This is a genomic window from Streptomyces musisoli, from assembly GCF_016741855.1.
Taxonomy (GTDB): domain Bacteria; phylum Actinomycetota; class Actinomycetes; order Streptomycetales; family Streptomycetaceae; genus Streptomyces; species Streptomyces musisoli.
This window is the reverse complement of the sequence record NZ_JAERRH010000006.1, coordinates 334,520-346,956: the sequence shown is the minus strand read 5'-3', so window position 1 is coordinate 346,956 and position 12,437 is coordinate 334,520. Positions and strand designations below refer to the sequence as shown.

Here is a 12,437-nt window from a genome sequence, read left to right as displayed (position 1 = left end):
AGCCATGGCCCCACCCCGGGCCGGCCCCGGATGACCTGAGAAGGACACCTCGTGATCACTTCTGTGCTGCCCGCTCCGCGAACGCGCAGGGCCTCGGCGGACGCGTCGGCGACCGCCTGGGCGCTGGCCGCCCGAGGCGGTGACCCGGACGCCGCCGAACGGTTCGTGCGCGCCCTGCACGCGGACGTGCTGCGTTACGTCGCCCACCTCGGCGCGGATCCCCAGAGCGTCGACGACCTGACCCAGGAGACGTTCCTGCGGGCCCTCGACAGCCTGCACCGCTTCGAGGGGCGCGCCTCGGCCCGTACCTGGCTGCTGTCCATCGCCCGCCGTGCGGTCGTCGACAGCTGGCGCCGTGCCGCGGTCCGGCCCCGGACGGCGGACACGCATGACTGGCAGACGGCCGTGGAGTGCGCCCAGCCGCGCGGTCTGCCGGGTTTCGACGACGGCATCGCGCTCCTCGACCTGTTGGAGACGCTCCCCGACGAACGTCGTGAGGCCTTCGTCCTGACCCAGGTGGTCGGGTTGTCCTACGAAGAGGCGGCCGGGATCGTGGGCTGCCCGCTCGGCACGGTCCGGTCCCGCGTGGCCCGGGCCCGGATGACGCTCGCGGGGCTGCTGGCCGAGGCCGACGGATCCGGCCCGGACGCGCGCGTGGAGCGGTCCGCCCGTCGAGCGGCCGCCACGGCGGCCTGAGGGCGGTGACGCCGGCGTCATCTCCGGGCGATCCCCGGAAGTGGCGCCGGCGATTTCCCCGCCGCCGCGGCACATTGACCGAAAGTCGCGGGAACTCACTCGGTCTCCCGTCCGACTACTGATGCGACGGCGCGGCACGAGCACGGTCGCGGCTTCGGTCAGGAGGGCCTCATGACACCCGAGACAGAGCACGCGTTCGCGGTGATCAGAAGCGAACACGGTGCGGAATCCCTCAGCAGGGTGGAAAGGATGCTGGAGCCAGGCGGGGGAGGGCCACGCCATCCCCTCCAGAAGGGAGCCAGATGGATCCTGCCGGGACTGTCTCCCACTCCCTGGCACGATCCCTTTGCCCACCCGGAACTCACCCCTGTCGTCAAGGCGCTGGAATCCGCCCATCCGGTCATCAAGGCCGAACTGGGCTCGGCCTGGGCGGCACGCCGGGAGGTATTTTCCGACTACGAGCACTACCTGACCCGGCAGAAGGACTGGCAGGCGCTCCACCTCTACCGCGACGGTGCGCTGGTCGAGGAATCGGCGGCAATATTCCCCACCACCCACGAGGTGCTCAAAGAGTTCGCCGTCGACCCGGAGAAGATCTGTCCCCTCCTGGAGTGCCACTTCTCCACCCTGCTGCCCGGAGCGTCGATAGCACCGCACTGCGACCTGTGGAACTTCAGCATCAACCTGCACCTCGCCGTGGACATCCCCGAGGGGTGCAGCATCACCGTCGCCGGTGAGACCCGTTCCTGGCAGGAGGGCAACTGCCTGCTCTTCGACTACTCCTTCGAGCATGCGGCGCGCAACGACGGCGATCGTCCCCGGACCTGCCTCCTCGTGGACCTGTGGCACCCGGAAACGACCATTCCCGAACGGCGGGCACTGGTGACGCTCATCTCGGAAATCAGGCGACTGATGGGGGAGATCTGACCGCCTGAAACCCCTGTGAAAAGAACCGGCAGTTCTGCACTGTCGGTTTTCGATGCTGCCCTGAAAGGCGAATGTACGGCCCCGGGGAATTGTTGGGGCTGTCATTCTCAAGTTCTTCCCGGGGTGCTATCGTGACCGAAAATGATCGAGAAATCGACGAATTCGTTTATTCGTCGTAATTTCAATCTTCTTTATAGGTGAGGGGGGACCGGACGATGCCGGCACGACTGCCTCTTCTTGTCCTGGCGCTGGCCCAGTTGGTCATCGCCCTCGACTACAACATCGTCTACGTCGCCCTCCCGGACATAGGCGCCGGCCTCGGCTTCCCGGAGCACGACCTGCAATGGGTGGTGAGCGCCTACGTCGTGACGACCGGCGGCTTCCTGCTGCTGGGCGGCCGGGCCGCGGATCTGCTCGGCCGGCGCCGGACATTCGTCGCCGCGGCACTGGTCTACGCGGGTGCCTCACTGGTGGGCGGGTTCTGCCGGACCCCGGGGGCACTGGTCGCCGTGCGGGCGGTCCAGGGCATCGGCGGGTCCCTGCTGTTCCCGGCCACCCTCTCGCTGATCAACACGATCTACGCCGAAGGACCCGACCGGAACCGGGCGTTGGCGGTGTGGGGGGCCGCGGGAGCGGGCGGACTGTGCTTCGGCTCCCTGCTCGGCGGAGTCCTGGTGGAGGCGTTCGGCTGGCCGTCGGTGTTCTTCGTCAACGTTCCCGTGGCAGTGGCGATCGCGTGGGCGGGCAGGGTCCTGTTCCCCGCGGACGTCCCACGGCCCGGAACACGGAGGTTCGACCTCGCGGGTGCGTTGACCGGCACGGGAGGCATCACCCTCCTGGTCTTCCTGCTGGTGCATGCGCCCGCGGCGGGCTGGAGCGGGGCTTCCGTGCTGGTCAGTGCGGTGCTCTCGCCGACCCTCCTGACGCTCTTCGCCGTCGTCGAGACACGTTCGCGCGATCCCCTGGTGCCCACCCGGCTGTTCAGGCATCGCAGCCTCGTCGCGGCGATGGCGGTGACGGCCGTGTACAGCGCGACCTTCGGTTCCGTTCCCTACTTCCTGACCCTGTACCTCCAGAACGTGCGCGGATACGGCGCGTTGGCGACCGGCCTCGCCTTCCTCGTCCCGGCGGTGGTGGTCGCTGCCGGAACCCGGGCGGGCGAGCGGGCCGTCGTGGCCGTCGGCGTGCGCCGCATGCTGGCCGGCGGCATGGCGCTCGGCGCGCTGGGAGCGGCCGGCCTCGGTCTCGCACTCACCGAGCACGGGTCGTACCCCTTGCTGCTGCCGGGCATCGTGCTGCTGGGCCTGGGACAAGGGGCCGCCTGGACCGGCATGTGGATCACGGCTGCCGCCGGTGTCGCCCCCGAGGACCAGGGCGTGGCGTCGGGCCTCGCCTCCACCAGCCTCCAGGTCGGCGGCGCGGTGGGTCTCGCGGGGCTGGTGGCGCTGGCCGGAGCCGTCGGGCGCCACCCGGGGAACGGTGCCCCGCCGGACGGGACAAGGGCCGCCGTGTTCGCGATAGCCGCCGCAATCGCCTGCGCCGTACCCCTGGCCCTGGCCGTGCGCACGAAGACCGAAAGCCCCTAGCCCTCTTCCGCCGTTCCCGGCTCGTCCGGGCGCCCCCCGGAACTCCCACACCTGGAGAACAGCCGTGCCCAGTCATGCTCCCGGCCCGCCTGCCGCCGTCCTGTGCGGACTGGCCGGATGGGTGCCGTCCCGCGTGGTCACCAACGACGAACTCGCCGAGCGACTCGACACCGACGACGCCTGGATCCGCACCCGGACCGGCATCCGCCGCCGTCACGTGGTCGAGCCCGGCCAGGCGACGTCGGACCTGGCCGTGGAGTCCGGGCGGCGGGCCCTGCGCCATGCCGGGGTCGGCTCCGTCGACGCGGTGATCGTCACCACGACCACCCCGGACCGCCCGTGTCCGGCCACGGCGCCGACGGTCGCAGCGCGCCTCGGTCTGGCCGGAGCGGCCGCCTTCGACGTGGGCGCGGTGTGCACCGGGTTCGTGTACGGACTGGCCACGGCCGTCGGGCTGATCACCTCGAGCGTCGCCGAACGGGTCCTGCTCATCGGCGCGGACACCTACTCCACGATCGTGGACCCGCTCGACCGGGCCAACGCGATCATCTTCGGGGACGGCGCCGGAGCCGTGGTCCTGCGCGCCGGTACCGCGCGGGAGCCGGGTGCCGTGGGTCGGTTCGACCTCGGCAGCGACGGCGCGCACGAGGATCTGATCACGGTCGCGGCGGGCGGCTCCCGCCAGCGATCGGCCGGCGGCGAAGTACGGCTCCGGGACCGGCACTTCGCGATGCGCGGCAACGAGGTCTACCGCCACGCGGTGACCCGTATGGCCGAGTCCGCGCGCGCGACCCTGCGCCGGGCCGGCTGGACGATCGACGACGTCGACCACTTCGTGCCCCACCAGGCCAACCTGCGCATCCTGCACTCGGTCGCCGACGACCTGGGACTGCCCCGCGAGCGCTGCGTGGCCAATGTCGACTGCGTCGGCAACACCGGCGCCGCCTCCATCCCGCTCGCCCTCGCCGACGCGGCCGCCCGGCAGGCGATCCGCCCCGGCGACCGGCTCCTGCTCACCGCCTTCGGCGGCGGCCTCACCTGGGGCTCCTGCCTGCTGGCCTGGCCCGAACTGCCCGTACCGGCCCACCCGTACGACCGAGGAGAAGAACCCACCCCATGAGCACGACCACCTACCACCGGTTGGTGGAGATCCTCGCGAAGCTGCACGACGCTCCGGCCGACCGCTTCACCCCCGAGGCCACCTTCGCCGGCCTGGACGTCGACTCGCTGACGATGGTCGAGATCAGCATCCGCATCGAACGCGATCTCGGCGTCACGGTGCACGACAGCGAGCTGCGGCCCACCCTCACCCTCGGCCGTACCGCCGCCCTGATCGACGCACAACGGGCGCGCTGAAACAGGCCGGTCGACCGGTTGCTCCCCTCACGAAGGAAGACGCCCATGAAGATCTCCGTACAGCCCGGTGCGGCTCTCGGCGCCACGGTCGAGGACTTCGACCACGCCACCGCCTCCGACGCGGACATCGAGACGCTCAAGCAGACCGTCTACACGAAGAAGATCGCCGTCCTGAAGGGCCAGGACCTCTCCCCCCGGCAGTTCCTGGGCCTCGGCAGGCGTCTCGGGCGGCCCGAGACGTACTACGAGCCGATGTACCACCACCCCGAGATCCGGGAGATATTCGTCTCCTCCAACGTCCCGGAGAACGGCAGGCAGGTGGGCGTGCCGAAGACCGGCAAGTTCTGGCACGCCGACTACCAGTTCATGCCCGACCCGTTCGGTATCACCCTCATCCACCCCCAGGTCGTCCCGCAGCGGGACCGCGGCACGTACTTCATCGACATGGGCAGGGCGTACGCGAAGCTGCCCGAGGTCCTCAGGAAGGAGGTCGCCGGCACCCACTGCCGGCACTCGGTCCGCAAGTACTTCAAGATCCGCCCGCACGACGTCTACCGCCCGCTCTCCGAGATCATCGAGGAGGTCGAGCGCAAGACACCACCCGTCCGCCAGCCCACCACGTTCACCCACCCCCTCACGGGCGAAACGGTCCTGTACATCAGCGAGGGCTTCACCGTCGGCATCGAGGACGCGGACGGCGAACCGCTCGACGACGGCCTGCTGCACCGCCTCTTCGAAGCCACCGGCCAGCTCGACGACACCTTCGAACACGACAACATCCACCTCCAGAGCTTCGAGCAGGGCGACCTGCTGATCTGGGACAACCGCAGCCTCATCCACCGCGCCCGGCACACCACCACCCCGGAGCCGACCGTCTCCTACCGCGTCACCGTCCACGACGAGCGCAAGCTGCACGACGGGATACGGGTGCCATGACCACACCCGCCGTCGACCGCCCGTACGCCACCGACGCCGGCCTGCTCGCGCGGGTCCTGAGGCCGTACAAGAAACATTGCAGGTACCTGAGGGCCGCCGAGGTCACCGCCGGCCCCGAAGGCGTCATGGCGCACTGCGAGTTCGCGATCCCGGAGTCCTGCTACATCGACGACACCGGCCACCTGAACTCGGTGGAGACCAACATCGCCTACAACCAGATGATGTACTACCTCGTCGCGAAGTCCGTGAAAGAGGGACTCCTCGCCGGGTTCGAGAACTGGACCCTGGACGACTTCTGGCGGCACCAGCTCCCGGACATCCTCATCGCCCGCTTCGCGGGCTCCTTCCGGCGCCCCGTCGACCCCCGCCGCTTCTTCGGGGAGATGACGTTCCTGTCCGTCACCCGGCGCGAGCCCAGCGGGGGCGAACCGTTCCTGCACGCCACGACCTCGTACCGCTACTGGGACGCCGACGGCGGCCGGTGCGACGGCGAGGCCACCCTCGCATTCGTCAACATCCCCTGAGCCACCGAAGGGACCGCCCATGGAGACGCTCGTCCAGACCACCCGCTTCCACGCCGACCGTCGGCCCGACACCCCGGCCGTGCTCTGCGAGGGCCGCAGCCTGTCCTACGGGGAACTGCACCGCGAGAGCAACCGCATCGCCCACGCCGTCCGCGCCGCCGGACTGACCGAGGGCGACCGGGTGGCCTACCTCGGCAAGGAGTCCGAGCACTACTACGAGATCCTCTTCGGCTGCGCCAAGAGCGGCACCGTCCTGGTCCCCGTCAACTGGAGGCTCACCGCACCCGAGGTCGGCCACATCCTCCAGGACTCCGGCACCCGGCTCCTGTTCCTGGAACCGGAGTTCGCGCCGATCGTGGACCGCATGCCGACCGCGCCGCCCGGGACGGTCGTACCCCTCGGCCCGGACTTCGCGGGGTGGAAGGCCGGACACCCCGACAGCGACACCGAGTTCGACGCCACCGCCGGCACACCCGTCGCCCAGCTCTACACCAGTGGCACCACCGGCCTGCCCAAGGGCGTCGTCCTCGCCCACCGCAGCTTCTTCGCCATCCGTGACGCCCTGACGGGCGAAGGGCTCGACTGGATCGACTGGCGGCACGGTGACATCGCACTCGTCGGCATCCCCGGCTTCCACATCGGCGGCCTGTGGTGGGCCACGCAGAACCTCAACGCGGGCACGACGATCGTGGCGATGCGCGCCTTCACCGCCCGCCGGGCCGTCGACCTGATCCGCGACCTCGGCATCACCACGGCCTGTGTCGTTCCCGCCATGCTCCGCATGATGCTCACCGAACCGGGTGCCGGCGCACAGGACTTCACCACCCTGCGCAAGGCCGTCTACGGCGGCTCGCCGATCTCCGAGAGCCTGCTGGAGGAGAGCCTCGCCGTCCTGGACTGCGAGTTCGCGCAGATCTACGGGCTCACCGAGACAGGCAACACCGCCGTGTGCCTGCCGCCGGCCGACCACGTCCCCGGCGGACCCCGCATGCAGGCCGCCGGCCGTCCCTACCCGGGCGTCCGCGCCAAGGTGATCGACGGCACCGGCAGGGAACTGCCCCCAGGTGAGATCGGCGAGGTCTGCCTGCACACCCCGGCCCGGATGGTGGAGTACTGGGGACTGCCCGACAGGACCGCGGAGACCCTGGTCGCCGGGTGGATCCACACCGGCGACGCCGGCTACGTCGACGAGGACGGCTACGTCTTCATCCGCGACCGCATCAAGGACGCCATCCTCGTCGCCGGGGAGAACGTGTACCCCGCGGAGATCGAGAACGTGCTGGAACACCACCCGGGGGTGACCGAGGCGGTGATCGTCGGAGCCCCCGACGAGCGCTGGGGCGAACGGGTCCATGCGTACGTCGTCCCCGCCGCGGGGGAGCAGCCGAGCCCACGCGACCTGCACACCTTCCTGGTGCCGCGCCTCGCCGCCTTCAAGCTGCCCTCGGCCTACGAGTTCATCGACCACGTCCCACGCAACCCCAGCGGCAAGATCCTCCGCCGCGAACTGCGCGACCGCTTCTGGGGCGGCTCCGCCCGCAAGGTCAACTGACGCCACCGCCGACCGTCGTGGAGACGAACCATGCCCGAACCCCTCACCCTGGAGAGCTTCCGCGCCGACCTCGCGGAGTTCCTGTACCTCCGGCCCGACGAAATCGACCTGGACGACAACCCGTTGGACGCCGGCCTCGACTCCCTGCGCATCGCCACGCTGCTCGAACGGTGGCAGGCCGCCGGCGCGCACGTCAGCTTCGTGGACCTCGCCGAGCGCACCTCCTTCGCCCAGTGGTGGCGGCTGCTGACCGAGCGCCGGGGAGGTGCGGCACGTGCCGACACCTGAGCCCGCGCTCCGCCACCCGCTGCTGGCCGCCCAGGAGGGCATCTGGACCGGCCAGCAGCTCGACCCGGACAGCCCCGCCTACAACACGGCCGAGTACGTGTGCATCGACGGCCCGGTGAACGCCTCCGTCTTCGACACCGCGCTCCACCTCGTCGTCGGCGAGACCGAAGCCCTCAACGTCACCTTCGGCACAGACGACGAGGGCCGCCCCTGGCAGACCGGCACCCCGGCCGGCGACTGGCAGATGCACACGGCCGACTTCACCGCCGAACCGGACCCGGACGCCGCCGCCCTCGCGTGGATGGCCGCGGACATGGCACGCCCGGTCGACCTCACCCGCGGCCCCGTCTTCGGCCACGCCCTGCTGAGGACCGCGGACGACCGCCACCTCTGGTACCACCGCGTCCACCACATCGCCCTCGACGGCTTCGGCCTCTCGCTGGTCGCCCGCCGTGTGGCCCAGGTCTACACCGCCCTCATGGCGGGCGAGCCCGTGCCCGACAGCGCATTCGGCACCCTCGAATCCGTCCGGGCCGAGGAACGCGCCTACCTGGACTCCCCTCGCCCCGCCAGGGACCGCGCCTACTGGACCGGCCGGTACGCCGACCGCCCCCCGGTGGCCACCCCGGCGGGCCGGTCGGCGCTGCCCGCCCGCACCTTCCACCGGCGGGTCACCGACCTCGACACCACCCAGGCCGAAGCGCTGCGCACCGTCGCCCGTGAGCTGTCGGTCACCTGGTCCGAGGTGCTGCTCGCGGCTACCGTGGCCCACCTGCACCGGCTCACCGGGGCGCCGGAGATCGTCCTCAGCCTGCCGGCCATGGGCCGCCTCGGTTCCGTGTCGCTGCGGGTTCCGGCCATGGTGCGCAACATCCTGCCCCTGCGCGTCGCCGTGCGCGCCGGCGACAGCCTGCGCGACCTCACGGCCCGCGTGTCCCGCGAACTCCGCGCCGGGCTGCCGCACCAGCGCTACCGCTACGAACAGCTGCGCCGCGACCTGAAGCTGGTGGGCGGCCGGCGCAGGCTTTCCGGGCCCGGCGTCAACATCATGCCGTTCGAGTACGACCTGCGGTTCGCCGGACACCGCAGCACCGTGCACAACGTCTCCGCCGGCCCCGTCGACGACCTCGCGGTCAACGTGTACGACCGGTCCGACGGCACCGGAGTGCGGATCGCGGTCGACGCCAACCCCGAGCTGTACGAGGAAGCCGAAGTGAAGGCGTTCCAGGACGGGTTGCTCGCGCTGCTCGCCGACGCGACGGCCGCTCCCGACCGGCCCCTGCGCCCGGTCCCCGCACCGGTCCCGCACGGCGGTCCGCTGCCCGTCCCCGCACCGGTCGCGCACGGTGTTCCGCTGCCCGCCCCCGCACCGGTCCCGCACGGTGGTCCGCTGCCCGCCCCCGCGCCGGTTCTTGACGGCGGTCCGCTGCCCGTCCCCGCCCGGCCGGTGCTCAGCCTGATCGCCGACCATGCCGCCCGCAGGGGCGGAGCCGTCGCCGTGGAACACGACGGCGACAGCGTCACCTACGCCCGGCTCCTCGGCAGCGCGCACGACCTGGCCCGCCGCCTGGCCGCCAGGGGCGTAGGCCGGGGCGACCTGGTGGCCGTGGCGCTGCCCCGGGGCATCGACGCCGTCACCGCCGTCCTCGGCGTACTGCTGTCGGGCGCGGCCTACTGCCCGCTCGACCCGGATGCCCCCACCGGGCGGACGGCCCGGCTCCTGGACGAGGCCGCGCCCGGCCTGGTCCTCACCACGGCCCGCCGCGCGAGCGTCTTCGCGGGCACGCCCGTCCTCACCCCCGGCCGGCCGGACGACTTCCAGGGCCCCACCACGTCACCCCACGCGAGCACCTTCGCGGGCACGCCCGTCCTTCCCCCCGGCCGGCCGAACCAGTTCCAGGGCCCCATCCCGGCACCCCACGCGAGCGACTCGGCGGGCACGCCCGTCCTCACCCCCGGCCGGCCGGACGAGTTTCCGCTCCCCGCCCCGGTGCCGCCGTCACCCCGGAGCCCCGCCTACGTCATCCACACCTCCGGTTCCGGCGGCCGCCCCAAGGGTGTCGAGATCAGCCACGGTGCCCTGGCGCACTTCGTGGCGGGTGCCACCCACCGCTACGGGCTGCGCAGCGAGGACCGCGTGCTTCAGTTCGCGCCCCTCCACTTCGACGCCAGCGTCGAGGAGATCTTCCTCACCCTCTGCGCCGGCGCGACCCTCGTCGTCCGCACCGAGGAGATGACGGAGTCGGTCCCACGGTTCCTGGACGACTGCGCACGCCTGCGCGTCAGCGTGCTGGACCTGCCCACCGCGTACTGGCACGAACTCGCCTACACGCTCTCGACGGGAACCGCCGCCCTTCCCGAAGGTGTGCGGGCCGTCGTCATCGGCGGCGAGGCAGCGCTCCCCGAACGGGTCGAGCGCTGGCGCAAGGCCGTCGGCACCTCGGTCGAGCTGTTCAACACGTACGGCCCGACCGAGGCGACCGTCGTGGCCACCGTCGCCGACCTGCACGACCCCGCGCTCGCCCCCGGCGACGTGCCGATCGGACTGCCGCTGCCCGGCACCCGGGCCGCCGTCGTCGACGGCGAGCTGTACCTCATGGGCGACAACCTGGCCCTCGGCTACCGAGGGTCCGGCGCCTTTGGCGCCCCCCGCTTCGCCCCTCTCGCCGCACTCCCCGGCGCACCCCGCGCCTACCGCACGGGCGACCTCGTACGCATCGGCGACGACGGCCGGCTGCGGTTCCTCGGCCGGGCGGACGAGGAGTTCAAGATCAGCGGCCACCGTGTGCATCCGGCCGAGGTGGAGAGCGCACTGGTGACCCACCCGCGGATCCGCGAAGCCGCGGTCGTCGGACAGACACTGCCGGACGGGACGCGACGCCTCGCGGCCCATCTGGTCACGGACCCTCCGGCTCCCTCGGCCTCCGAGGTGCGGGACCACCTGAGGGCCAGGCTGCCCGCGGCGATGATCCCCTCCGCCGTCGAACTCCACGACCGCCTGCCCCGCACCCGAACCGGCAAGATCGACAGGGCCGCGCTGGGCACCCCCCGCACCCCGAAGGCCCCGACCGAAGGAAGCCGGCTGGAGCGGACGATCGTCGCCGTCTGGCGGCACGTGCTGGGTACGGACGACGCCACCGCCGACGACGACGTCTTCGTCCTGGGCGCCCACTCCCTTCAGGCCATCCAGGCCGCCAACAGGCTCGGGGTCGAACTGGGCCGCGACATACGGGTGGCCTGGCTCTTCCAGCACCCCACCGCCGCCGGACTCGCCCGCTTCCTCGACGACCGGCCGCCCGCCGCGACCGGACTCCCGGCGGTCCTGGCCACCGACACCGTCCTCGACCCGGACATCAGGCCCGGCGCCACCCGCCGCCCGGACGCGCTCCGGCGCATCCTGCTGACCGGCGCCACCGGATTCGTCGGAGTGCACCTGCTGGCGGAACTCCTCGCCACCACGGACGCCGGGATCGTCTGCACCGTCCGCGCGCACACCACCGACGAGGCCCTGGACCGCCTCCACCGGGCCCTCGCGGAGCATCGCCTCGCGCTCGCCGAGGACGTGAGGCCGCGCATCACCGCACTCCCCGCCGACCTCGCCCGCCCCGGGCTCGGTCTCGCACCCGAGGACCTGAGCCGGCTCGCCGACACCTGCGACGCGATCTTCCACAACGCCGCGACGGTCAGCATCATGCGGGAGTACGGCACCCTGCGCGCCGTCAACACCGGGTCCACCCGGGACCTGCTGCGCCTGGCCGCCCCACGGGCGGTCCCCCTGCACTACGTCTCCACGCTGTCCGTGGCCCCGCCCGTGAGCCACAGCCCCGAGGTGACGGAGACGTTCCTGGCGCCCCATCCCGGTCTCCGGTACGGCTACCAGCAGTCGAAGTGGGCCTCGGAACGGCTCCTCGAACAGGCCGCCGAACGAGGACTGCCCGTCACCGTGCACCGCCTGGGCCGAGTGGTCGGACCCGCAGGCACCGGGTACGTGAACGCACCTGACTTCCTGTGGAGTGTGCTGCGGGCGGGCATCCCGGCGGGGATCGTCCCGCACCTGTTCGAGGACGAGATCTGGACACCGGTGGACCACACCGCCAAGTCCCTCGCGCACCTCGCCCTGACCGCCGCCGGCCCCGTCTTCAACCACGCGGCGGTCCCGAGGGTGCGGCTGAGCGACTTCTACGACTGGGTCGAGGAGTACGGCTACCCCCTGCGACGTCTGCCGCTCGCCCGGTGGCGGGATCTGCTGCCCCGCTCGGCCGACGTGGCCGCGACCACGCTCGCCTTCTTCGACGCGCACGAGACGAGCGGGAGCGAGGCTCCCGACCTGCGCCTCGGGCACATCCGTGCCGACAACTTCCGCGACGGACTGCGCGGCACCGGCATCACCTGCCCGCCGGTCGGCCGGGACCTGGTGTTCCGGTACCTCGACCACTGCGTGACCACGGGGGCACTTCCGTCCCCGGCCGGCCGGCGGCCTCGTCCGGCAACGCGAGCGAAGTGAGCCGGAGTTCGCCGGGAACTCACCGCCGCCCCGTCACGACTACTGCAACGGAACACCACCGAGCCCCG

Annotated in this window: 10 protein-coding genes; all 10 read left to right on the top strand. The window is 71.8% G+C overall.

The features are described 5' to 3' along the window. Nucleotides 1-51 precede the first annotated feature (51 nt). Nucleotides 52-696: a sigma-70 family RNA polymerase sigma factor gene (locus JK361_RS19140; protein WP_201819570.1), complete on the top strand. Its 645-nt coding sequence runs from the start codon at nt 52-54 to the stop codon at nt 694-696. 171 nt (nt 697-867) lie between these two features. Beyond that, nucleotides 868-1,623, top strand: a complete 756-nt coding sequence (locus JK361_RS19135) for an aspartyl/asparaginyl beta-hydroxylase domain-containing protein (RefSeq protein ID WP_201819567.1) — start codon at nt 868-870, stop codon at nt 1,621-1,623. Between the two features lie 215 nt (nt 1,624-1,838). Beyond that, entirely contained in the window at nt 1,839-3,209 is a 1,371-nt protein-coding gene (locus JK361_RS19130) for an MFS transporter (protein WP_201819564.1), read from the top strand. A gap of 64 nt (nt 3,210-3,273) precedes the next feature. Beyond that, entirely contained in the window at nt 3,274-4,329 is a 1,056-nt protein-coding gene (locus JK361_RS19125; RefSeq protein WP_201819561.1) for a beta-ketoacyl-ACP synthase III, read from the top strand. Then, nucleotides 4,326-4,565: an acyl carrier protein gene (locus tag JK361_RS19120; protein ID WP_201819552.1), complete on the top strand. Its 240-nt coding sequence runs from the start codon at nt 4,326-4,328 to the stop codon at nt 4,563-4,565. Before JK361_RS19125 ends, JK361_RS19120 begins: the two co-directional genes overlap by 4 nt. Nucleotides 4,566-4,610: 45 nt before the next feature. Next, nucleotides 4,611-5,501: a (3R)-3-[(carboxymethyl)amino]fatty acid oxygenase/decarboxylase gene (scoE, locus tag JK361_RS19115; RefSeq protein ID WP_201819550.1), complete on the top strand. Its 891-nt coding sequence runs from the start codon at nt 4,611-4,613 to the stop codon at nt 5,499-5,501. Further along, nucleotides 5,498-6,025 (top strand): (2E)-enoyl-ACP glycyltransferase, encoded by a 528-nt coding sequence (gene scoD, locus JK361_RS19110; protein ID WP_201819547.1) that lies wholly within the window; start codon nt 5,498-5,500, stop codon nt 6,023-6,025. The genes scoE and scoD overlap by 4 nt, the downstream gene beginning before the upstream one ends. Nucleotides 6,026-6,044: 19 nt before the next feature. Further along, nucleotides 6,045-7,577: a fatty acid-ACP ligase ScoC gene (gene scoC / locus JK361_RS19105; protein WP_201819544.1), complete on the top strand. Its 1,533-nt coding sequence runs from the start codon at nt 6,045-6,047 to the stop codon at nt 7,575-7,577. A 30-nt stretch (nt 7,578-7,607) separates the two neighbouring features. Continuing rightward, nucleotides 7,608-7,865 (top strand): phosphopantetheine-binding protein, encoded by a 258-nt coding sequence (locus JK361_RS19100; protein ID WP_201819541.1) that lies wholly within the window; start codon nt 7,608-7,610, stop codon nt 7,863-7,865. Then, nucleotides 7,852-12,369 carry a non-ribosomal peptide synthetase gene (locus JK361_RS19095; RefSeq protein ID WP_201819538.1) on the top strand — a complete coding sequence of 1,506 codons (4,518 nt, stop codon included), beginning with the start codon at nt 7,852-7,854 and terminating at the stop codon, nt 12,367-12,369. The genes JK361_RS19100 and JK361_RS19095 overlap by 14 nt, the downstream gene beginning before the upstream one ends. Nucleotides 12,370-12,437: the final 68 nt, after the last annotated feature.